We start from the raw sequence: 23,202 nt of genomic DNA, 5'->3' as shown, positions 1-23,202 counted from the left end.
TTTTATATTAATGCCATCTTGATCATTTTCATTTTTAAGGTCCTTCCAAATTGGTCCATAAAAGTCTTTCTACTGAGAGACCTTATCTTCCTGATATAATCAGAAGATTTTACAACGACCGCTGGTGAATATTCTATTCCCTCTCCTTTGAAATACTTGCTGAAAAGTTCGTAGTATTCAAGCCTTAAAGCCTGTATAAATACTATTAAGCCTTCAAGCCCTATTATTATCGTATTTCCTAAGATTAAAAGCATTATGCCTCCAACCTTGGATCTTGTCATTTCAGCCATGGTTGCAAAGGCGATGTACAATCCCACATGATTCAAAGCAAAAGCCCCTACCCTTATAAAGGAAATGGTATTGGAAACCATAGAAAGCAGGGTTTCTAAAACTCCAAAACCTTCTTCTACAAAATAATCCCCTACAGGCTCGGTAAAAAGTTTTTCTTTTCTAAGCAAAATATTGGAAAGGGGCTCTCTAAAAACTATTACCATCAAGGTCAAAATCAATACAAAAGTAATCCATGGGGAAAGTCCCACGTCTTTTACCGCATAATTATATATGGTGTAAAGAAGAAGAATGTAAAAGGAAAGGCCTGCAGCTCCGTTTCTGCCGAAAACACCTTCCTTAAAGTTGCCTGAAAGACTTGAGTTTAGTATCCCAAAAACAAAACCCGCAATCAAAAGGCAAATACCGAGCACCACCGCGCTTAAAAGCATGAAATTAATATTTGCCATAGGCCTCACTATTAGTGCTGGTATCAATTCTTCCGAACCGAAAACGCTTCCGTACAAAAGTCCAAAAAATGCAGAGCTTAAACCTATTCGGCTTAGTACTCCTCCCAAATTGGGCCTTTTCATCAAATGGTTTAACACAACACCTGCTGAAAAAAGAATGAGCCCCTGCCCCAAATCCCCAAACATTGCCCCAAATAAGAGCATGTAGGTTATCCCGAAAAACACCGTAGGGTCTTTTTCATCGTAAGAAGGAATGCCGTACATTTTTACCATTTCCTCAAAGGGCCTAAAAAGTCCGAGATTCTTAAGCTTGGTGGGAGGAGTTAAACTTGAATTTTTATTGTCCGCATCTTCAATTAATATTATCAGCTCGTCTTTAAAATTTTTTTCTAATCCGTCTTTTAAGCTCTCTACCCTGCTTACCGGTACAAACCCAAAAAGGTAAAACAAACTCTTGCTTATTGCCACATCAGATTTTAATTCTTCTATCTTCTTTTCCATTTCAAGCCTTGAGAAGGATTTTTTTATATCCTCCTTAAACTGCCTGCCAAATCCCTCGATTTGCTTTTTAAGCTGCTCTATCTTATTATTGTCCTCTTCTATTTCCTCACTAAGTTTTCGTATAATCGTCGAGGCATTACCCTCATATTCCGCAGGAAGTTTCAGTTCTTCAAAATTTAAGGAGCTTAAAATTCTTTCTACCGTTTCCTGCAGGGTATTAGGCGTAATTGATGCCACATAAACATATTTTGACTCCGCTTCTACTTTTATTACTACAGCCGGTATATTCTCGTAATTCTTTTTTAACTTCAGATAATTTTCCTTTGTTAATTTTAAAAGTTTAAAGGTCATAAATTTCATATTTAGCAATCTTGAAAGGTCGAAATCAAATTTTTCAAGGTATTTTAGATTTTGTATATATTCTTCTTTTTCCTCTATAATTCGGCTTTTTCCTTTTATCTCATCTGCATACTCCCGAATTTTTAAATATATATCGCTAATATTTTTAATATACTCCTCATAATCATAATCTTGGCTTAAATATTCAGGTTTAATTTCGGGAGAAATATTAAAAAGTCCTAATAGAGATACCACCATTTCTTCATCCCTTGAAAAGTCCCTTTTTACATTATAAGGCTTGACAAAAGGCAGCTCTTCAAGGGCCTCTATGTTTTTTTCATTGGGCGGCAGGACAAAATCAGAAGCACTTATTCTGGAAAAGGCATTTAAAAAATGCATGCTCCCGCTTAAAACAATAAGACGCATTACCCTATCTAAAAGCTCCTTTTTGCCTATGACTCCCATTATCTTCATTTTTTCTATAGCCATACAAAACGCCTCCCAAATTGCTAAGGCAAATCATAACGGACGAATTAAAAACTTTTTCGCCTTTTCTAAGTCAACTTCGTATTTTAAGCTTTCAGCTATGGAAATTATATCCCTAACCTCAAAATCTAAGAACCAAATATAAGATACAATTTGAATTATGGTTAAAGGTGCCGCCCTCGTTAGGTTTTTAAATTTAAAATAAAGGTACCTATTTATCCTTCTTTCCATGTAAATATCCTGATTTAAGTCTTTTTTAAACAAAAACCCATAACCTTCTTTTTCGGCGATTTCAAAAAGCTCGCTTAAATCCTTTGCATAGCACATTTGCTTTCGCCTTTGATAGCTAATTTTATAGCCAAAATCTATAGTATAGTTTAGTATTTCTTCCGGAGAAAGATTGTAAAATTTTTTTCCTCTATATATCCATTGAATGTTGTAAAGGTCTGCAACTATACCCTCCCAAATGCTCAAAATCTTTTTGTCTTCTTTTGATAGTTTTTCCCATTTTCTCCTTATAATAGTAAAATAAGCTGTATCCAAAGCCATTTCAAATCTAAAAAGGTTCTCTCTTTTGCCGTCAAGCAGGGGTTTTAAATACTCAAAAATCTCAGAGCCTTCAAGGGCAATTATTAATTCCCTTACGGTATTAGCTTTTATGAGCCTTTCTGGATCGGCTTTGCTGTATTTCCCTATAAACGAATAATTTTCAATATTTTTTTCTAACCTGCCGTTGTATATGTCCCTCGCTAAATTTTTTAAGTCCTCAATTTCATATTTTAGAAAAAGGGTTTTTACAAAATCCTTATATTCATCCCTCAGATAAAAAAGCAGTTTATCTATAATTTTAACCATATTTCTTCTTAAGGCATTTTCCAGGGTTCTTCTATTGGCCTCTTCCGGTTTTACACTGTTTAATAGTTTTCCGTAAGAGGTTTTTTCCTTTAAATACAGAACCATTTCGGGAATGCTCTTTTTCTTTAAAAGCTCCAAATAATCTTCATCTTTTAAAAATTTTCCCTCTAAGAACTTTATTTTGGTATTTACCGCCGCAAACCTCATAACGTTTCCCATTTTTATTACCTCTTTACCTTAAAAATCTTCAGAAAAAATTCCCTCTCAATATCATCCTTTATTTTTAAAAATACTTCCTCCATATTTTTTAATGTCTTTTCTGCATCCCTTCTAATCTCATCCGCTTCCCTTTCCCCTTCTTCTACTGCATCGTTAAAGGCTTTTTTACTACTTTCTTCTATATCCCTTTCATAGTTTTCCACCATTTCTCGAATCTGCTTTTTGTAACTCTCTTCTAATTCCCGAAGGTTTTGTTCTCTTTTTAATTGAATCTCCTGAGCTTTCCGGTCAATCTCCAAAAGTCTTTCTATGACCTTTTCTTCCATATTTTTCACCTTCTTTTAATTTCTTTATACCGTTATACTCCTTTTTTTTAATACTTACAAATAATTAAAAAGCTTGATTAATCTTTGTTTAAGCTATATATATTATTTTCCCGGTATCCAATATTATTTATCTTATTTTATCTCAGTTTTGCCTTGTTTTTTTCTTTTTTCCTTTATTTCCGGAGCATAAAATGTCCAAAAAAAACCCTTTTGGGGGTAAGTCCTAGTTAGTAAACCACTCGCGGGTAGCGTTTGCTATTCTAACCCGAGTAAGCATAATAGGTACCTCTGTCAAAACCCCTACTACTGTAGCCAGGGCCGCTCCTGACTCCAATCCAAAAAGCGAAATAGCTACCGCTACCGCAAGTTCGAAAAAGTTACTGGCACCTATCATTGCAGCAGGCGCAGCAATATCATGGGGTAGTTTCCAAAGTTTTGCCCAAATATATGCTATGAAAAATATAAAGAAGGTTTGAATGGTTAACGGCACTGCTATTAATGCGATATGAACCGGATTGGAAAGGATTATTTCTCCCTGGAAAGAGAATAAAATAATAAGTGTTAAAAGTAGACCAGTTATTGTTACGTTATCAAATTTTTTCAAAAATACATTTTCAAAATAATCAAGCCCTTTATTTGCAATAATGTTTTTCCTGGTAAAGTAACCGGCAGTAAGGGGTATTACCACAAAAAGCACTACGGATAAAAACAGGGTATCGTAAGGCACCCTGACGTTGCTTACACCCAGGAGAAAGGCAAATATGGGTGTAAAGGCTACAAGTATAATTAAATCATTGGTTGCAACCTGAACAAGGGTATAAGCAGGATTACCTTTTGTCAAATAGCTCCATACAAAGATCATTGCGGTGCAGGGCGCAGCTCCCAAAAGTATTGCTCCCGCCAGGTAACTTGTAGTAAGTTCAGGAGATATCCAGGGTTTAAACACGGTTTTTAAGAAAAAAGATGCAATCAGGTACATGGTAAAGGGTTTTATTAGCCAGTTATTAACCCATGTAACAATAAGTCCTTTTGGGTTTTTGGCTGCATTTACTATGCTTGAAAAATCTATCTTCAACATCATGGGGTAAATCATTAGCCAAATAAGGATAGCAACAGGGATGGAAACGTGGGCGTATTAGAATCTGCTTAAAGTTTGGGGAAAGGCCGGAAACCACTGACCTATGGCAACACCCGCAATTATGCAAAGAGCCACCCATAGTAATAAATATACTTTCCCCTTTTTTCGTAAACAACCAGATCCGCATTGCTCAATTTCTCCAGATGGCGGGAAGCATTGGATTGATTAATATTAAGTATTTCTTCCATCTCGCAAACGCACAATTCTTCTTCGATAAGCAAATTTAGCATCCTCAGACGGGTTTCATCCGATAATGCCTTTAATATATCTACTATCAATGGTTCACCTCCCTTAATAACATATGATTAAATTCAAATTTAATTATATTATATGATAAGCAAAACAATAAATCAATCTCTATCAAAACAATAAATCTAGTACTCTTTAAAAAGACAAAATTTTATATCTCACTTATTGACATATATTTCCCATTATGCTAATATAGGAATATAGTATTTGTTATTTTTATCACTAAAAAGTATTGGAGGTTATAAACATGAAATTAGGTCTTCTTCCCTGCCAGGGAGCATGCAATTTAGGCAATATGACGGGCAAGATTGCTTTGAAGTATGTGGATAACAATAATATAAACATGGTATGCGCTCTGGGATTACCTTTAGGTATCGAAGGAATTATTAAAATGGCAAAATCCAACGATAAATTTATTGCAATTAACGGCTGTGAAGTTAAATGCTCTTCTAAAACCTTAGAGAAAATTGGAATAAACGATTTCGAAGAAATTACCCTTACTTCTGATTTTGGCCTTAAGAAAAACAAAAATTTTAATGATGAAACGGGTATTGGAGAGGTTGAAAAAGTACTTAAAGAAAAAATAGAAAAAAATTTTCAGGAATAATCTTTTAAAGAAATTATTCAATACAATGCCTTATTTATGCAGGGTAAACTATTTTGTCTTTTTTTATTGACTGTTGTTTTCTTATATGCTAATATAGGAATATAGGAGGTGTAGTATATGGCAAAAAACATTTATGATCTTCAAGCAGAATTCTTTAAGGCTCTTGCTCATCCAACAAGACTGAAAATTTTAGATATTATCCTGGATGAAAAGGAGATATGCGTTTGCGAAATTGTTAAAAAAATAGGTATTGACCAGCCCACTATATCAAAGCATCTAAACATATTAAAAAAAGCTGGCATCTTGGAAAGCAGGAAAGAGGGCCTTTCAGTGTTTTACAAAGTAAGGTTCCCTTGTATAAAAGATTATTTTATTTGTGTTGACGAAACCATAAAGAGCGACCTTGTAACTAAGGTTTCTTTTATTGATTCTAATAGGAACAAAGTTGAATAATTTTTTTTGATTTATAAAATTTATCGAAAGGAGAATTACTAATGAGGGAAGAACTTAAAAAATTCCTAATCATCGCAGGTGTTTTCCTTTTTGCCTACTATATGCCGTTAGAGAGCATGCGCTTTAAAGGGGCTTTCATAGAATCCCTTTATATGCTTCAGGATTACGCAAGGCTTCACGTACTCACCTGCTTAATACCTGCCCTTTTTATAGCAGGTGCCATTTCAAACTTTATTTCCCAGCAGGCTGTTATGAAGTACTTCGGAGGTGGTGCAAAAAAGTGGCTTTCCTACGCGGTTGCCTCTGTATCCGGAACGATTCTTGCCGTTTGCTCGTGCACGGTTTTGCCGCTCTTTACAGGGATTTATAAAAGGGGAGCCGGCCTTGGTCCCGCGATAGCGTTTTTGTATTCGGGGCCTGCAATAAACGTCCTTGCAATTATCATGACTGCAAGAATTTTGGGATATAAATTGGGGATTGCAAGGGCACTTGGTGCAGTGTTATTTTCCATCATTATAGGATTAATCATGGAAATAATATTTAAAAAAGAAGATGTGGAAAGATTGTCAAAAATCCAGCAAGTTTCAACAAAACATGAAGGAAGGAGCCTATTACAGGATATTTTGTATTTTGCAAGCCTTGTATTTATATTAATTTTTGCAGCTTGGGGCAAGCCCGCACAGCCTGTAGGATTTTTCAGCGCCGTATATAATGTAAAATGGTACTTGACCTTATTCTTCCTCTTGCTCCTTGCAATAATCCTTGTTAAATGGTTCAAAAAAGAAGAAATTACATCATGGGTCGAGGCCACCTGGAGTTTTGCAAAACAGATACTTCCGCTTCTTTTTGCAGGTGTCACAATAGCAGGATTTTTAATGGGAAGACCGGGATACGATGCGGGAATAATTCCTTCAAAGTATGTTGAAGCAGTAGTAGGAGGAAATTCCTTACTTTCAAATTTCATAGCTTCTATTATCGGCGCCTTTATGTATTTTGCTACTCTTACAGAAGTTCCCATACTTCAAGGGCTTTTAGGGTCCGGTATGGGGCAGGGCCCTGCTCTTGCGCTTTTGCTTTCAGGACCTGCCTTGAGTCTCCCCAGCATGCTTGTAATTAACAGCGTCCTCGGACCTAAAAAGACCATTACCTATGTAAGTTTGGTAATAATAATGTCGACTTTTGTTGGCTTCATTTTCGGAAACTTTTTTTAAAACTATTCCCTACTACGTTATTTTCTTTTAAAAAATTTTATGCTACAATAAAAATGCTTATATGAAAATAAAGGAATAAATAATTTATTATCTTTAAAAAATATAAGGTTTTAATAATAATTTAATTTTGATATGTTAGAGAGTTCGATACCTATTAAATTAATTTTTCAAAAAATATAATAATGAAAAGGGAGGAAAAAACAATGAATATCAAAATCCTCGGCATGGGGTGTGCAAAATGCAAAGCTTTAGAGGAAAACACAAAGGCTGCATTGAAAGAACTGGGGATCGAAGCAGAAGTCGAAAAAGTTCAGGATTTAAATAAAATTACTGAATACGTTATGATTACACCTGCTCTTGTGATTAATGAAGAAGTTAAAGTTGCCGGCAAAGTTGCAACACCGGAAGAAATCAAAAAATATTTACAAGAATATATAAAATAAATTGTCGAAATACCCCACTTTTCATTAATTGAGAAGTGGGGTATTTATTATTTTAAAAGAATTATCGATAAACATTTATCTATATATATATACATTTTAAATTTTTAATTATATTACGAAATTTATTGCAATTTATATAATCTTATATTATAATATATTAATGAAAGTGATTATTCGAACTTATTATTTTAAAGAAGCTTTTCAGTATATTCTTTAATGTAATAAAAGTTGGGTTATTAGTGTGCAAACCCTTAATTTTAAGGGTTTTGCAATAAATCAAAAAGATTTATTTAAAGGGAGTATTATATGAATAAAAAAGTAAAACTTTTGATCTTTTCATTGATTACAGTAATAATTCTTTCAGTTACTGCACCAATTCAAAATGTTAAATTTTTAAATGTTGATGCTGTGTCAGCAGCAACTAATGGTGGAAATACTTCAACCCAAGCACAAACAACAACAAACAAACCTACTACTACTTCTGCTACTTCAAAAACCTTTAAAGGCATAACTCGTTTTCTTGCTCTACACTCCTATGGAGAAGATGTGAAGCTTCTTCAAACACTTCTAAATCAACACGGTTATAAGCTTAAGGTGGATGGTATATTTGGGCCCAAAACTTTAGCGGCCGTAAAGGATTTCCAAAAGAAAAACGGCCTTAAGGTAGACGGGATAGTAGGACCCAAAACCTTAGCAAAACTAAATCCCGCTCCGACCCAGACGGCGGCTTCAAAGCCTGCAGAACAGCCGGCCGTTCAAAGTGAAAAGGTTGCGGTTAAAATCGGAAAGGTCGTCTATGCAGCTCACGGAACCAAGTGCTTCACAATTGCATCGGCGGCGGTATTAGGCGACAAGATAGTTGCCGCATACATTGACGATTACCAGTTCCTCCCCAAAGATGTGGCAACGGGAGTCCCCAATTCCGATCAAGAGTTCGGGAAAAACTATCCCGAAGGTTACGTACTGGCTTCAAAATTGACCAATGCTGAATACTACAGCAATAATATGAAAATAAAGGCAGGTTCTACGGTACCTATTAATCAAAACTTCGCGGCAATCGTAAATTACGTAAAAGGTAAGACCATCTCCGAATTAGAATCGGAGCTTGCACACAAAACCAAAGAAGAAATGGTGGATGCGGTCACCGGCGCTACCTTGCAAGATACATACGGCTACATAACCGCAATCGTAGAAGCTGCTAAAGTGGCAAAGTAAATATTATAAAGTAATCAGGATAAGAAAATAAAAATTAAAAAGACGGTTAATAGGTTTAAAGTAATGCCTATTAATCGTCTTTTTTTTACCTTTTTTGTCCCAATTTATTTTCCTTCCCCTCAAGAAGCCTTTTTATATTGCTCTTGTGCCTGTAAATTGCAATAACAGCCATAATAAGTCCATATAAAATGTAAATCCCTTTAAAACCCAGGATTCCGAGAAAAATAGGAAAAAGTGCTATACCGGTTATGGACCCTAAGGAAACGTAGCGGGTAAAATAAATTACAGTAACGCCGATTAATGTCGAAAGCAGCGCAGCAAGGGGTGAAACTGCAAACCCCACACCCATACTTGTTGCAATGCCTTTTCCGCCGTTAAACCCTAAAAATAAAGAGTAATCATGTCCAATTATAGCAAAAAGACCGCAAAAAACACCGAATATAGGTCCTCCAAATAACCTTCCTATAACAACAGCTAAAAATCCCTTTAAAAAATCTGCAATGTATACAGCTGCTGCTGCCCTTTTACCTACCGTTCTTAATACATTCGTCGTCCCCGGGTTGCCGCTTCCGTATTTCCTTATATCAATTCCGTAGTACCTTTTGCATATTATATACGCAAAGGAAATGGAACCGAATAAATAACTCAGCAAGGCAAAAACAATATATTTTAACATTTGATCACCCCTTTTAATATAATTTTAGCATTCAAATGAAAGTTTGAAAATAAAGTTAATAAAAAAACCGCTTCTATGTATTAAGAAGCGGCTAATATCTAATATATAAAAACTATATGTAAAACCTTAAACCAAATCTCTTTTTTTATCCTCGCAAATGTAACAGCAGTAATATACTAAAGGTACTATAACTGCACCGCCTATAATATTGCCAAGAGTTACGGGAATAATATTTTTTATTAAAATATCACCCCAACTCATTTGCGCCCCTAAAAATTTAGCAAGGGGTATAAAATACATATTTGCAATGCTGTGTTCATAACCCGATAGTACAAAAAGCATAATTGGGAAAAAGCAAGAAAAAAGCTTTGATACTCCATCTTGAGAAGCTGTAGCCATCCACACCGCAAGAACCACCAATATATTGCACAATATTCCCCTTATAACGGCTTCAGAAAAAGTAAGGGATATTTTGCTAAACGCCATTTTAAAGATTAATTCAGTCATTTCCTTGGTAAAAATATTACTCTTTACGACTAAAATTACAAGTAAAACCGAACCGATAAAATTTGAAAAGTAAACCGTAAGCCAATTCCTCAAAAGTCCTGCGAGGGTTATCCTTTTATCCAATAATCCTATAACCATCAAGTTATTGCCGGTAAAAAGTTCTGCACCACATATTACGACCATCATTAATCCTACAGTAAAAACTATAGCCCCCATAAATTTCATAAAACCGATATCGAAATTTCTTAAGGTCTGCATTACGGTAATGCTTCCCTGTCCGGCAAACCCAATAAAAACACCGGCAAATATTCCAAGTAAAACCATATTAAAAAAAGCCAACTGGGATTTTTTTTCGCTAATATCAATTAGAACTTTTGCCGTTTCTTTTGGAGTAAGAAATCTTTTTTCCATCGCCACCCCTCCGCGATATTGTGAAATATTTAACATTTTCTATTATACAATAATGTTAATTTTTTATCAATCTCTCCTATTCCATTTTTGATAAAGATAAAAAAGCCTTGCCAAACGGCAAAGCTTTTTTATATTATATCATTTTTTTTGCAAATATTAGGTAACCCGTATGCCCTATCATCAAATCTTCAGGTCTAAGCCTTTCTGGGTTTAATTTATACTTCCTCGTCATTATCTCCACAGCCTCATCAATGAAAAAATTGTTTTTTATTAAACTTTTCATGGTCTCGCTAACCTGATTTGCTGTGGGCACGATAATTCCCAAATTACCCGATGGTTTTAAAGCCTCTCTTATTTTATCAATTACCTCCCAGGGTTCCCTGACATCAAGAAAAAAGGCATCTAAATCCCTTTCTTCGATACCCTCATTTATTGATTTATTGTAAAAAACAACGTTGTCAAAAACCAAACCCTCCTTAAAGTTCTTTTTAGCAAGGTTATAGAATTCTTCCCTCTGCTCATAGGTATAGACCCTCCCCTCAGGTCCTACAGCCCTCGAGAGGCATACCGTAAAAGCTCCGGAACCCGTCCCCGCTTCTCCTACCCTTTTCCCAGGAGCTATATCCAATTTCATCATTATGTAATACCCTTCCTTAGGATAAACTATCTGGGTCTGACGTTTTAATTTGTACATAACGTAATCAAACATGCCGCATTCAAAAACATGAAATTTTCTGCCGTTGAACTCAAAAGAACTTCCCGGAGTCAAATTTCTAATAAATTCCGAATCTACGTGTCCATTGGGCATCCCTATTTTTTTATCCTTCGAAACATCCGCAACCTTTTTAAATCCATCATCATCGACTATCAGCCTAAGGTTGCTCAACCCTTCTCCCAATTTTTCTGCCTCCTTATGAATTTATTTTTTACTCAAAAACCTTGTCAAACCTTCCTATCTTTCCGCCCCTCACCATGTTTAAAGGCATTGAAAACATTATCCCCATGGTTTTATCAGAAAAGCTTCCTACCTCATTCTCAACAGCTTCTGCAATTTTTTCAAGAATTTCCTTGCTTTCTACAACAGATAAGATGGTTTTATTGGTATAAAAACCATCTTCCTTTAAACGCTTTATACTGGCTATCATAGGTTGATCCTCTTCAAATTTTTTCATTATTTCACCTGCACCGATAGAATCTATCACCGTTGCCCCTTTGGACCCGTTTTTCCTCATAACCTCCAAAACCTTGGTCAATTTCTCCGGCTTATTTAATATTATCACAAAAAGGTACAATTAATACTCCCCCTTTAAAATAAAATTTTTAAGCCCCTTCCTTCTTGCTAAATAACCCTTTTAAAAACAGCGGAGGAATAACGGTGGTGACAAGCACCATTAAAACCGATGTGGCAAAAACCTTATGAGATACAATCCCTTTTTTTAATCCGAGGTCAACAATTATCAAAGCTACTTCTCCTCGAGGAATCATCCCTATTCCTACTGCTAAGGCTTCCCTCCATTTAAAGCCGAATAATTTGGACGTCAATCCGCATCCTGCTATTTTGCCAACTATTGCAACAATAATTATAGTTATGCTGAATACTATTCCGGTCATCATCGTCTTTACGTCAGCCTTTAAGCCAATATTGGTAAAAAAGACCGGGGTAAAGAACAAAAAAGCCGGCGACTCTATCTGCTTTATTATTTTTTCTTTATAAATCGTGTTGGAAAGCAAAACCCCTGCCAAGTATGCTCCTGTAATTGCCGCTATCTCAACCTCTTCTGCAAAAAAGGAAAGCAAAAAGCAAAACACCAAGGCAAAAGTTGCACTTCTTGTTCCGCTCATAAAGTTGTAAAAGATTTTTTGATATTTTAATAATAAATATCCTATAATTAAAATTGCAGCAGTAAAAATTAAAATTTTGATTATTACTTCAAATACGCTTCCCTTCCCGGTAATAAAGCTTGAAACTCCAGTAAGCACTAAAATGCCCAAAACGTCGTCAATAACGGCTGCAGCCATTATTGTTATGCCTTCCTTTGAATTTAATTTATTAATCTCCCTTAAAGTCTGCACCGTTATACTCACGGATGTTGCCGTAAGTATGGTGCCTAAGAATAACGCTTCCTTAAGACTTGCGTGCATAAAAAGGGAAGTATAAGTTCCTAATACAAAAGGAACAACTACCCCACCTACAGCTATGACGGTAGACGAAAGGCCCGAAGAAAAAAGCTCTTCTGTATCAGTTTCAAGGCCTGCAAGAAACATCAAAAGTATTACCCCTATTTGAGACATAAATTCCAATCCTTCGGTGGAATGCACCGCACCGATTACGGATGGACCAATTATTATACCTGCTAAAATCTGCCCTAATACATTGGATTGGTTGAATCTTGTAGCAATGTATCCCCCTATTCTTGCTGCTGCTAAGATTACGGCAAGTTCCAACAGTTCCAAAATTCTTACCCCTTCTATTCTGCAAAGCTTCTAATTTTTCTATAATCTTCCCATGAGTTTATATTAAAAAAGGTATTAAAGTCTTTTTCCGATACTTTAAAAAAGCAGGTATCAACATAATTGAAAATTTCCCTTACCTTCAAATTCCTTTTTTCCGTTAATATCTCCTTGATGGCACTTAGGCAGTCCTTTCCGTAAAATGCGTGCAAAGGTTCTATATAATCCTCATAACAGGGACATACAGCTTCATGGTAGAAAGCTTCCTTGGACATCCTTAAAATTAAATCCCTTCTTATAAAAGGCATGTCACATGCAACAAAAAAGGCTTTTTCGCATGAGATTTTTTTTAAACCGGTGTATATTCCTCCTAATGGCCCAAGCCCAGGGATTTCATCAGTGTAAAGGGAAACATTCAATTTTAATGATTTTACATCCTCAGGGAAATTGGTAATTATGATTATTTCCTCAAAAATAGATTTTAAAACTTCGTAAATGATTTCTAATAATGTCTTATCATTTATTTTTAAAAGTCCTTTGTTTTTTATTCCGAGCCTTTTTGAACTTCCCCCGTTTAATATAACAGCCGATAAATTCATAAAAATCCCTTTCAAAACCTTATTTCCAGTCTTTTTACTCTATTAATCATTAATTCTTTAATTTTTAACAAAAATTCTTTCGAAGTCGGCTCCTTGCCGCAAAATTCCTCATCAAGTACATTTTTGGAAAATTTATAAGCCTGTAAAACATAGCATTCCGCCCCTTCTAAGAGTTCCGCAATTTTTTGAAAATCCCTAAAATTTAATATCTTTTCATGGACCGTTGTTCTGAATTCATACGGAATACCGCTTTTTTTAATGATCTCAATACTTATTTTTATATTTAAAATATCCTCTTCATTTCTAGTAAAAATTCCGTATTTTTCAAAAGGCGCCTTTAAGTCCATTGCGATGTAGTCCAATAAGTTTTCCCGCAAAAGCTCTTTAATAACCTCCGGCCTTGACCCATTCGTATCCAGTTTTACCTTAAACCCCATAGTTTTTATCTTCTCTATTAAATTTTTCAACCCCGGATTTAAGGTAGGTTCCCCTCCCGTCAAGACTACCCCGTCTATCTTATTCTTCCTGTTTTCAAGGTGTAAAAAAAATTTTCCTTCCCTTTCCCCATCAGGCTCTAAAAATTTAATCAAGGGGGCATTGTGGCAGTAAGGGCAATGAAAATTGCACCCTGCCACAAATGCCGTAGTAGCTACCATACCAGGATAATCCGCTAAGGTAACCGGTAAAAAATCGTAAATTACTGCCATATCCTAAATTCCTTCCTGTCTGCAAACTCTGCTTGTTTTCCGCTGTTCCAGCATTGGACCGGCCTGTAATACCCGACAACCCTGCTGTAAACTTCGCATTCTTTGCTGCAGTAAGGACAACTAAAGTGTTCCCCCGTTATATATCCGTGGTCCTCGCATACGGAAAAAGTTGGCGTAAGGGTATAATAGGGTATTCTATAGTTTTCCGCAATCTTCTTAATAAGTGCCTTGCAGGCATCCTTGTCTATTTTCTCTCCAACAAACATGTGGAAAACCGTTCCACCCGTATACTTTATTTGAAGTTCTTCCTGATGATCCAGGGCTTCAAATACATCATCGGTATAATTTACAGGAAGCTGGGTAGAGTTGGTGTAATAAGGTTCCTTTTCACCGCATGTGATGATCTTATCGCCAAACATTTCCCTGTCTTTCCTTGCAAGCCTATAGGATGCCCCTTCTGCAGGAGTTGCTTCAAGATTATATAATATACCTGTCTCCTCTTGATACTGGGAAAGCCTTTCCCTCATAAAATCCAGCACTTTAAGGGCAAAATTCCTGCCTTCCGGGTCGGCAATGCCGCATCCCATGAAGTTTAAAAGGGCTTCATTCATCCCTACAAGGCCTATGGTATTGAAGTGGTTCTGCCAGTAGGAACCGAACCTTGCGTATACATCCCTTAAATAAAATTTCGCGTAAGGATAAAGGCCTTCTTCAGTCATCCTTTCGAGCACTTTCCTTTTTACTTCAAGGCTTGTTTTTGCGACGTCCATAAGGTGTCCGAGCCTTTCAAAGAATTCTTCTTCGGTTTTTGAAAGAAAACCGATTCTCGGCATGTTTATTGTAACTACACCAATGGAACCCGTCAGGGGGTTTGCCCCGAAAAGCCCTCCTCCCCTTTTTCTGAGCTCCCGGTTGTCCAGCCTTAGCCTGCAACACATAGAACGTACATCTTCGGGCTTCATATCGCTGTTGATGAAATTAGAAAAATACGGAAGACCATATTTCGCGGTCATCTCCATTATCCTGTCCACAACGGGGTTTTCCCAGTCAAACTCCTTGGTTATATTGTAGGTTGGAATGGGAAAGGTGAATATCCTTCCGTTTGCGTCTCCTTCCATCATTACTTCCGCAAAAGCAAGGTTTAACATGTCCATCTCTTTTTGAAACTCTCCGTAGGTCTTATCCATAATTTCTCCACCGATGATTGCTGGCTCCCTTGCTATTATTTCAGGCGGGACAAGGTCTAAGGTAATATTTACAAAAGGAGTCTGAAACCCCACCCTTGTGGGGACGTTCAAATTGAATATAAATTCCTGAATTGCCTGCTTGACTTCTCTGTAAGACAATCCGTCGTAGTAAATAAACGGCGCAAGATATGTGTCAAAATTGCTCAAGGCCTGTGCCCCTGCAGCTTCTCCTTGAAGGGTATAAAAGAAGTTAACTATCTGGCCTAAGGCAGACCTAAAATGTTTGGGCGGTTTGCTTGCAACCTTACCCTTTACACCTGTAAACCCGTTTAAGAGCAAATCCTTTAAATCCCAACCGCAGCAGTAGACGGATAAAAGCCCTAAATCGTGAATGTGAAAATCCCCGTTGATATGGGCATTCCTCACTTCTTCGGGATATATTTTGTTAAGCCAGTATTTTGAAATCACAGCACTGGAAATGTGATTGTTAAGCCCCTGAAGGGAATATCCCATGTTGCTGTTTTCGTTTATTCTCCAATCGGCCCTGCCTATGTACTGGTCGACGGTTTCTTCAATATCCAAAAACAATTTCTTAAATTCCCTGATATCCTGATGCTGCTTTCTGTAAAGGATGTAAGCTTTTGCAGTTTTTGCATGCCCATTTTCTATCAATACCTTCTCAACAATGTCCTGGATATTCTCTACTGTAGGTATACTTTCCGTGAACTTCTCTTCGAGGATATTTATTACCTCATCGGTTAATTTAGATGCCAAATTTCTATCACTACCACCTACCGCCCTTGCTGCTTTGAATATGGCGTTTTCTATCTTTTTTCTATCAAAATCCTGTAAACTACCATCCCTTTTAATTATTTTATTTAACATTTTTAAAACCCCCAATTACTATTCCATTATTTTCCAATAGTATATCGCATATCTCTTTGTTTATTTTATTAAATCTAAATTTTGTAGTCAAAGCATATTTTTGGGCTGTATAAACATTTTAATAATCTAATCCATAGTATTTTAGTAGACTTTTTGTTATAATTTAAAAAAAACTTTTTAATAATTTTTTCATGGAGGGATTAAATGAACGCTGAAGAAAGAAGAGCAAAAATAATTGAAGTTTTAGAAAAGACAAAAAAACCCATTCCCGGAAATGAGCTTGCAAAGTTGTTTAACGTTACAAGGCAAATTATTGTTCAGGATATTGCGATACTCCGCGCTTCGGGAAAGGATATATTTTCAACATCTTCGGGCTATATGATAGAATCTTCCCAGCGCTTAATAACAAAAAAGGTAGCATGTCGCCACAGTCGAAAGGAGTTAAAAGAAGAATTGATGACCTTTGTGGAATGCGGCTGCAAGATAGTGGACGTGATTGTAGAACACCCCATTTATGGCGAACTTCACGGAATTTTAATGATTTCAAATTCTAAGGATGTAGAAAATTTCCTAAATAACCTTGAACAAAAGGAAGCTGCCCTCCTTTCAGAATTAACCGGTGGAGTACATCTTCATACAATAGAAGCCATTAATGAAGATGCTATAAATAAGGCAAGAATGATACTAAAAGAAAAGGGAATATTGCTGGAATAAAAAATTACAAAAATAGTTGACAATGCAGCTGTATATACAGTAAAATATCTGTAAGAGATGGATAGGAGGGAGTTTCCGTGTCTTCAAAAAATATTATAACCGGGGCGCTTTTGACAGCCTTAGCACTAATTATACCACTTTCTTTCGGGGCATATCTTAGAATATACATCCCGCCCTTTTCAGCCACTCTCGCATCTCATGTGCCCGTAATGATTTCCTTCCTAATTAACCCCCTTGTGGCCGGAATGGTTGGCTTGGGTTCTACTTTGGGCTTTTTAATTATGATGGGCCCAATGATAGCGGCAAGGGCATTTATACATGTAATATTCGGCATAATAGGCGCTTATCTTGTTAAAAAAGGCGTTTCCTTTGAAAAAGCACTGATTTTGACAGCTCCAATCCATGCCCTCGGAGAAGCCTTAATAGTACTGCCTTTCGGTGCGGGTATGTATAAAGCCTTTTATATTGTAGGAGTGGGAACGCTTATTCACCACTTTATGGACAGCGGAATATCAGTGGTTTTGGTAAGAACTGTGCTTTCAAAAGCTATAGCGAAAATTAGATAAAGCCTTTATAAATTTGACTTAAATAAAAAAATAAATTTTGAAAAATTTTCACCCCTTAAAGTAGATTTTCTACTATCTTTAAGGGGTTTCATTATTTATGTTTATAGGTTTTATATTTAAATTCGATATTTTCTTTTATCTTTTAATTTATTTTTATCAATTGTTTTTTGCTTTTTACTGCTTCCTTTTCATAAAAGATTTTTTATAACTTCTTCGATTAATTCAGGCAAAACCTCAAAAGAATACTTTACGTTTACCCTTTCAGTAAATTTATGGGCATCCTTACCAAATGGGCCAATATTGGCAACAGGCAAATTAAGCTTTAATATAGACTCAAAGGGTAAAGAGTATATTTCACCATATCCAGGCATATTTTTTGTCAGTGCATCAATGGCTTCTCTTTTATCAGGTATCGCAAAATAGCTCAAATCCGAAATATATGGATAAAACTTTTTTACCTCAAATTCATAATCGTATTTTGATTTTGCTTTCTTTACCGCTTCAATAATTGCAGTTATAAGCTTTCTTCCTCTTTCATCTTCTGATTTTACATAGATATGAGGATAATAGGGTGGAGAAAAATAAATAATAACCACCGGCATCCTATAGGACCAGTTTTTGTGAACTTCCCTTACCATCTCCAAGCTGAAAAGCCTCTCATCAATATTTTCCCTCAGAAGTTCTTGTTTTTTCTTTTTTAAAATTTCATCAATTTTTCCTTCCGTTTCTTCCCATACCTCTTTATACATTTCCTCAAAGGTTAAAACCCTTGGTTCAAAAGGAAGCTTTTTAAAAGGCTGGCCTGTTGCCTCGCAGTAGGTTTTATACTCTTTATTTAATTTGTTTATTACATTTGTAAAGGCTTTATAGGCTTTATTTTTTAACTTATCGATAACTTCATCGGGAGTGCTTATATAGGTTGAATAGTTTAAATATATATAGGCTTCGTTGACCGTCTGCACGGAATATTCCTGTTTTAAATCCCTCATGCATAGGCTTATAGGAGGAAGTGATGCCTCATTTTCTACCACATCAGAAAGTTCAAAGGAAAGGTCCACTTCCTTAAGAATTTCCGAAGCAATTAAGTTCGCATCAAGACCTTCAAAAGCCTGACCAACATGGGTTTCCCTACCGTATATATAAAAGCATGGCAAGAGTTTTCCTACCGTTCCTATGTAAATATATTTTTTTTCATCCCCCGTAAATTTCGGTGCCATGTAATCGGTATCTATAACCGCCTGATAGGAAAATCCGTACTTCTCTTGAAGTTTTAATAAATCGTCTACTGCAGAAAGAACTCCCTTTGAATTCCCCTCTTCATCCGCCAATGCCAAAAATACTATATTGCCTTTAAAATCTTTAATGTTTTCCGTTATCTCTTTTAAAAGACCTATTTCTACAGCTACACCTGCCTTCATATCAAAAATTCCCCTGCCGAAAAGCCAATCATCCGAATTCATATCCTCAATGACATCTTCATCTAAACTCTTTGTTTTTAGCTCATCTTTTAATTCATCTGGGCAAAAAGCAAATTCTTTTAAGTTTCCGTAATCTTCTACACCCACCGTATCCATATGCCCTATTAGGATAATCGTATCATCAATGTCTTGCTTTTCGCCTTTTACAACAGCAATAACATTTTTTCTCCCCAAGGAATCGCCTTTAATATCGCTAAGGAATAAATTTCCCGGATGTTTCTTAAAATATTCTAATTTACTCAATTCATCGTAAATAAGGTGTGCTATTTTAATTTCCCCATCGGTCCCCACAATACTGCTTTGCTCGGTAAGCTTTTTTACAAGATCGACTAAAAATTCTTTCATTTTAAAAATCACTGCCTTTCCTTAATTAGTACTCCATGAATTATAATTCAAAACATAAACTTTCTTAAAATATAAATATATTAAAAATTTCGATTTCATTAAGGATGATTGAGAATACCCAATTATTATTATAACAGAATTTAAGCTCATAAGGATAAGGCTGTTGGGCATGAATAAAATTCCAACAGCCTTACTTTTTAACTTTATATAAACTTTTATCTACTCAAATCTCCTTAATATTTCTTCCAAAGTAGGTTCTCCAATTTCCTGAAGTTTATACCTGACCCTCACCGAAGGTTTATTGATGTTTATTACTCTTGTAAGGTCTATGGGCGTTCCTATAACTACGGTGTCGCATTCTGCTTGATTTATAGTTTTCTCTAATTCTCTCATCTGCTCTTCACCGTAACCCATTGCGGGAAGGATTAAGGAAAGATGCTTATATTTTTCATAAGTGGTTTTTATACTTCCCACAGCATATCTCCTTGGATCGATAATTTCTAAAGCACCGTATTTTTTCGCTGCTACATAACCTGCTCCATAGGTCATTTCACCATGTGTCAGTGTAGGACCATCTTCTATAACTAAAACCCTTTTCCCTTTAATTTTCTCCGGATCTTCTACAAATATAGGAGAGGCTGCCTCGACAACAATAGCCTTTGGATTCACCGCCTCGATGCTCTTCCTTACCGCATCTATTCCTTCCGGAGGTGCAGTATCTATTTTATTTATTACTAAAACATCTGCCATTCTTAGGTTGGTTTCTCCCGGATGATATTTTAGTTCATGGCCGGGCCTGTGCGGGTCAACCAAAACTATATGGAGGTCGGATTTATAAAACGGAAAATCGTTGTTCCCTCCATCCCAAACTATAATATCCGCTTCTTTTTCTGCTTCTCTTAAAATGACTTCATAATCCACTCCGGCGTAAACTACTATGCCCATATCAATATGGGGCTCGTACTCTTCCCTTTCTTCAATGGTGCATTTATGGTAGTCCAAATCTCCATAAGAAGCAAACCTCTGGCACACCTGCTTTGACAGATCACCGTAGGGCATCGGATGCCTTATAGCGACTACTTTTTTACCCATTTCTTTTAAAACCTTGCATACTTTCCTCGTCGTCTGGCTCTTTCCTACTCCCGTCCTGACAGCGCATACGGACACTACCGGTTTTTTTGATTTTATCATTGTGCTCTTGGGTCCAAGAAGTTTAAAATCCGCTCCCGCGCTTAATACCCTCGAAGCTTTATGCATAACTTCCTCATGGGATACATCGCTATAGGCAAAAACTACTTCGTCCACATCGAGTTCCTTTATTAAGCTTTCCAATTGTTCTTCGGGATAAATGGGTATTCCTTCGCTGTAAAGCCTTCCTGCTAAATCTGCCGGATATTTTCTCCCTTCAATATTTGGTATTTGGGTAGCGGTAAATGCAACCACTTCATAATAGTCGTTGTTTCTAAAGAAAGTATTGAAAACGTGAAAATCCCTTCCGGCTGCTCCCATGATGATTACCCTTTTTCTCGACACTTAAACCCCTCCCTGCAGCTTTTTATAATTTTTTTTACACCTGTTGATATTTTATATAGCAAAATTCATGCCACTTAATTTCCCTCATTTACATCATTTATAATGCTGAATATATTTAAAATTTATAACAAACAATTTTAGTTTTTTGCATATTTTTCATTTTTGCGCAAAATTATTTTGCAGTAAAATCCTTTTTGCTTATTAAAAATATAGATTTTAACTTTTTTAAAATTTTTTTTATAAATTGTTTTCAATTTCATCACAATATCATCATAAAATGGGTTTATACTAAGAATAAACAAGAATAACAAGGAGGGATTTTTAATGATTAAAAAGTTTTTTGTAATGGGGCTTTTGATAGTTTTTATCCTCGGTATAGCAACCTTCGCTTATGCGTTTCCTAAAATGGGAACCGGAAATGTTCAGGGTTTAAAAAGCCTCGACCTCACCGATGAACAGATCAAAAAAATAGTAGATATAAGAACACAGTATTTTGAAAAAATGCAGACTTTAAGAAACGATATGGCAAAATTAAATTTTGAGTTGAAGAATCTATACCTCCAAAAAAATCCGGATCAAAAATTGATCGATGAAAAGGTTTCAAAAATCAACGAATTAAGGAACAAAATGCTTTCCTTAAAGCAGGAGGAATTCGAAAAAATCAAGGGAGTTTTAACCTCAGAACAGCTTTCAAAGCTTCAGAATCAAAGCAGTTTACCCGGCGGTTTTAAAGGAAAAGCTGGACGCGGTTTTGGAGTTAGAGGTTTTGGTGGCAATGGTGTTTGTCCATTATACTAACAGTCCAATTTTATTTTAAAATAGCCCTTCGGGGCTTTTTTTATTTGACTTTTTTTTGTAATTTTAATATAATTTTTTTAGAAAATTAAACATTCTTTTTGCTTTAAGGTGCCCAAAAAAGGGAGAATAGGGAAGACCGGTGAAATTCCGGCGCGGACCCGCCACTGTAAGGGGGATTTTCCTTACAATTATGCCACTGGGAAACCGGGAAGGCGTAAGGAAGATATGAACCCGAGCCAGGAGACCTGCCTTAAAGCAGAGCCAGTGGATGATGGTAAAGTCCACGGTCTAAAAAATTTAGACTGTGGGCTTTTTATTTTTAATTAAAAAATGAGGGGGTTATTTTAATGTCCAAAAATCTCAAAAAAATAATTTATATGGCTTTATTTATAGCTTTAAGCTACATTGGAGCAAATATTAAAATACCAAGCCCTACAGGCACGGTGGCCTTTGACTCAATGCCTGGTTTCCTTGCAGCATTATTACTTGACCCTTTAAGCGGCGCTGTATGTGCTTTTTTAGGTCACATTTTTACAAGCCTTGTGGTGGGGTTTCCTCTCACTCTGCCCCTGCATATTTTAATAGGAATAGAAATGGCTGTTTTTGCTTTCATTTTTGGAATAATTTATACGAAAAATAGTTACATCGGTGATGTTATAGCTATTCTATTAAACGGTGTTGCCGCTCCTGCAAGTTTTATTCCTATTAAGGGTTTCGGAAAACCCTTTTTCTTAGCAATGGTTGTACCCTTATTGGTAGCCTCTTTTGCAAATATATTTCTTGCCGATATGGTATATAGAGGTATAAAAAAATTGACGGGTGATAAAAATGTTTTTTAATAAAATTAAGACACATAGAGATGCGGCTTTAATCGAATTGCCAAGTAGTATAAATTTAGCCATTTCTTGCGATTCAGCAGGGGGAATAGGCGATAAAGAAAGGGATGTGGTAAAAGTGTCTCCTTACATTCTCGGAAGGTTCACTTCAAGGGTAGCTTTGATGGAAATAATTTCAATTAATGCCGAACCTATTGCTTTAAGCGTCTGTATAGCAGCAGAACCTCATCCGACAGGTGATCTTATCCTGGATGGTATTAAAAGCGAACTTAAAGAGATAAATAAAGAAAATCTTCCAATAACGATTAGCACGGAAAAAAATATTCACACTGTACAAACGGGGTTGGGCGTGACGTGTATAGGAGTATATGAAAGAGAAAACCTCCTCGTGGGTAGGGTAAAAAGGGGTAACAAGATATATGTAGTGGGTATTCCAAAAGTAGGGAATGAAGTGAAATTGGAAGACAACGACATTTTTGACCTGAAAACCCTAATAAAATTGAAAAATTCAAAGGAAGTAAATGAAATAATACCTGTGGGTTCTAAAGGAATTTTAGGAGAATTAGAAAACTTTTCATCAAATACTTTGTTGAATTACAGGCTCTACTATCCACTGCCTTTAGACATAAAAAAATCCGCAGGCCCATGCACCTGCACGATTATTTTTGCAGAAAATAATTTGTTTTTAGATCTTTCAAAACCGTTACACCTTATAGGCGAAGTTGTATAA

The 23,202-nt window shown here is 36.0% G+C and carries 23 protein-coding genes, 2 pseudogenes and 1 riboswitch; of the genes and pseudogenes, 10 read left to right on the top strand and 15 right to left on the bottom strand.

Going from position 1 to position 23,202, the window contains the following annotated elements; all coding sequences use genetic code 11:
- Positions 1–2 precede the first annotated feature (2 nt).
- The 5 genes and pseudogenes from ACPLVF_RS04315 to ACPLVF_RS04295 form a co-directional block, all read right to left on the bottom strand.
- Positions 3–2,066, bottom strand: coding sequence for a V-type ATP synthase subunit I (locus ACPLVF_RS04315; protein ID WP_424906594.1), 2,064 nt, complete (start codon positions 2,064–2,066; stop codon positions 3–5).
- Positions 2,067–2,096: 30 nt separating this feature from the next.
- Positions 2,097–3,137 carry a V-type ATPase subunit gene (locus ACPLVF_RS04310; protein ID WP_424906593.1) on the bottom strand — a complete coding sequence of 347 codons (1,041 nt, stop codon included), beginning with the start codon at positions 3,135–3,137 and terminating at the stop codon, positions 2,097–2,099.
- Between the two features lie 5 nt (positions 3,138–3,142).
- Positions 3,143–3,463 carry a hypothetical protein gene (locus tag ACPLVF_RS04305; RefSeq protein ID WP_424906592.1) on the bottom strand — a complete coding sequence of 107 codons (321 nt, stop codon included), beginning with the start codon at positions 3,461–3,463 and terminating at the stop codon, positions 3,143–3,145.
- Positions 3,464–3,686: 223 nt separating this feature from the next.
- Positions 3,687–4,736 (bottom strand): annotated as a pseudogene (gene arsB / locus ACPLVF_RS04300) (ACR3 family arsenite efflux transporter).
- Positions 4,682–4,879 (bottom strand): annotated as a pseudogene (locus ACPLVF_RS04295) (ArsR/SmtB family transcription factor); the annotation flags it as partial. The pseudogenes ACPLVF_RS04295 and arsB, both read right to left, overlap by 55 nt.
- A gap of 218 nt (positions 4,880–5,097) precedes the next feature.
- Here ACPLVF_RS04295 and ACPLVF_RS04290 point away from each other — a divergent pair.
- From ACPLVF_RS04290 to ACPLVF_RS04270, 5 genes are all read left to right on the top strand, one after another.
- Positions 5,098–5,457, top strand: a complete 360-nt coding sequence (locus ACPLVF_RS04290) for a putative zinc-binding protein (protein ID WP_424906591.1) — start codon at positions 5,098–5,100, stop codon at positions 5,455–5,457.
- A 117-nt stretch (positions 5,458–5,574) separates the two neighbouring features.
- Positions 5,575–5,910, top strand: a complete 336-nt coding sequence (locus ACPLVF_RS04285) for an ArsR/SmtB family transcription factor (RefSeq protein ID WP_424906590.1) — start codon at positions 5,575–5,577, stop codon at positions 5,908–5,910.
- Between the two features lie 41 nt (positions 5,911–5,951).
- Positions 5,952–7,121, top strand: coding sequence for a permease (locus ACPLVF_RS04280; RefSeq protein WP_424906589.1), 1,170 nt, complete (start codon positions 5,952–5,954; stop codon positions 7,119–7,121).
- A 203-nt stretch (positions 7,122–7,324) separates the two neighbouring features.
- Complete coding sequence (locus ACPLVF_RS04275) at positions 7,325–7,564, top strand: thioredoxin family protein (RefSeq protein ID WP_424906588.1); 240 nt, start codon at positions 7,325–7,327, stop codon at positions 7,562–7,564.
- 306 nt (positions 7,565–7,870) lie between these two features.
- A complete protein-coding gene (locus ACPLVF_RS04270) occupies positions 7,871–8,779 on the top strand; it encodes a peptidoglycan-binding domain-containing protein (RefSeq protein WP_424906587.1) in 909 nt (302 codons plus the stop codon).
- A gap of 85 nt (positions 8,780–8,864) precedes the next feature.
- Here the strand turns inward: ACPLVF_RS04270 and plsY are convergent, their stop codons facing one another.
- The 8 genes from plsY to ACPLVF_RS04230 form a co-directional block, all read right to left on the bottom strand.
- On the bottom strand, positions 8,865–9,455 hold the full coding sequence (gene plsY, locus ACPLVF_RS04265; protein WP_424906586.1) for a glycerol-3-phosphate 1-O-acyltransferase PlsY: 591 nt from the start codon (positions 9,453–9,455) through the stop codon (positions 8,865–8,867).
- Positions 9,456–9,581: 126 nt separating this feature from the next.
- Complete coding sequence (locus ACPLVF_RS04260; protein ID WP_424906585.1) at positions 9,582–10,373, bottom strand: formate/nitrite transporter family protein; 792 nt, start codon at positions 10,371–10,373, stop codon at positions 9,582–9,584.
- 133 nt (positions 10,374–10,506) lie between these two features.
- Positions 10,507–11,271: a tRNA (adenine-N1)-methyltransferase gene (locus ACPLVF_RS04255; protein ID WP_424906584.1), complete on the bottom strand. Its 765-nt coding sequence runs from the start codon at positions 11,269–11,271 to the stop codon at positions 10,507–10,509.
- 28 nt (positions 11,272–11,299) lie between these two features.
- Positions 11,300–11,665 carry a P-II family nitrogen regulator gene (locus ACPLVF_RS04250; protein WP_424906583.1) on the bottom strand — a complete coding sequence of 122 codons (366 nt, stop codon included), beginning with the start codon at positions 11,663–11,665 and terminating at the stop codon, positions 11,300–11,302.
- A gap of 28 nt (positions 11,666–11,693) precedes the next feature.
- Positions 11,694–12,827 (bottom strand): cation:proton antiporter, encoded by a 1,134-nt coding sequence (locus ACPLVF_RS04245; RefSeq protein ID WP_424906582.1) that lies wholly within the window; start codon positions 12,825–12,827, stop codon positions 11,694–11,696.
- Positions 12,828–12,841: 14 nt separating this feature from the next.
- Positions 12,842–13,423 carry a molybdenum cofactor guanylyltransferase gene (mobA, locus tag ACPLVF_RS04240; protein ID WP_424906581.1) on the bottom strand — a complete coding sequence of 194 codons (582 nt, stop codon included), beginning with the start codon at positions 13,421–13,423 and terminating at the stop codon, positions 12,842–12,844.
- A gap of 11 nt (positions 13,424–13,434) precedes the next feature.
- Complete coding sequence (locus tag ACPLVF_RS04235; protein ID WP_424906580.1) at positions 13,435–14,130, bottom strand: anaerobic ribonucleoside-triphosphate reductase activating protein; 696 nt, start codon at positions 14,128–14,130, stop codon at positions 13,435–13,437.
- A complete protein-coding gene (locus ACPLVF_RS04230; RefSeq protein ID WP_424906579.1) occupies positions 14,121–16,202 on the bottom strand; it encodes a ribonucleoside triphosphate reductase in 2,082 nt (693 codons plus the stop codon). The genes ACPLVF_RS04235 and ACPLVF_RS04230 overlap by 10 nt, the downstream gene beginning before the upstream one ends.
- A gap of 204 nt (positions 16,203–16,406) precedes the next feature.
- On the opposite strand from ACPLVF_RS04230, the gene ACPLVF_RS04225 reads away from it, so the two are divergent.
- Both ACPLVF_RS04225 and ACPLVF_RS04220 read left to right on the top strand, forming a co-directional pair.
- Positions 16,407–16,916 (top strand): transcription repressor NadR, encoded by a 510-nt coding sequence (locus ACPLVF_RS04225; protein WP_424906578.1) that lies wholly within the window; start codon positions 16,407–16,409, stop codon positions 16,914–16,916.
- A gap of 77 nt (positions 16,917–16,993) precedes the next feature.
- Positions 16,994–17,482 (top strand): ECF transporter S component, encoded by a 489-nt coding sequence (locus tag ACPLVF_RS04220; RefSeq protein WP_424906577.1) that lies wholly within the window; start codon positions 16,994–16,996, stop codon positions 17,480–17,482.
- 188 nt (positions 17,483–17,670) lie between these two features.
- On the opposite strand, the gene ACPLVF_RS04215 is transcribed toward ACPLVF_RS04220, so the two are convergent.
- A complete protein-coding gene (locus tag ACPLVF_RS04215; protein ID WP_424906576.1) occupies positions 17,671–19,305 on the bottom strand; it encodes a M20/M25/M40 family metallo-hydrolase in 1,635 nt (544 codons plus the stop codon).
- A gap of 219 nt (positions 19,306–19,524) precedes the next feature.
- On the bottom strand, positions 19,525–20,814 hold the full coding sequence (locus ACPLVF_RS04210; protein WP_424906635.1) for a cyclic 2,3-diphosphoglycerate synthase: 1,290 nt from the start codon (positions 20,812–20,814) through the stop codon (positions 19,525–19,527).
- Positions 20,815–21,162: 348 nt separating this feature from the next.
- On the opposite strand from ACPLVF_RS04210, the gene ACPLVF_RS04205 reads away from it, so the two are divergent.
- The 3 genes from ACPLVF_RS04205 to ACPLVF_RS04195 all read left to right on the top strand — a co-directional run bounded on the left by ACPLVF_RS04205 (position 21,163) and on the right by ACPLVF_RS04195 (position 23,202).
- Positions 21,163–21,636, top strand: coding sequence for a Spy/CpxP family protein refolding chaperone (locus ACPLVF_RS04205; protein ID WP_424906575.1), 474 nt, complete (start codon positions 21,163–21,165; stop codon positions 21,634–21,636).
- A gap of 89 nt (positions 21,637–21,725) precedes the next feature.
- Positions 21,726–21,903: riboswitch (cobalamin riboswitch) on the top strand.
- Positions 21,904–21,983: 80 nt separating this feature from the next.
- Entirely contained in the window at positions 21,984–22,475 is a 492-nt protein-coding gene (locus ACPLVF_RS04200) for an ECF transporter S component (RefSeq protein ID WP_424906574.1), read from the top strand.
- A complete protein-coding gene (locus ACPLVF_RS04195; RefSeq protein ID WP_424906573.1) occupies positions 22,465–23,202 on the top strand; it encodes an AIR synthase related protein in 738 nt (245 codons plus the stop codon). The genes ACPLVF_RS04200 and ACPLVF_RS04195 overlap by 11 nt, the downstream gene beginning before the upstream one ends.

The organism is Thermovenabulum sp., assembly GCF_049701175.1.
GTDB lineage: Bacteria > Bacillota > Thermosediminibacteria > Thermosediminibacterales > Thermosediminibacteraceae > Thermovenabulum.
The sequence above is the reverse complement of the archived record's forward strand: the minus strand, read 5'-3'. Positions and strand labels throughout refer to the sequence as shown.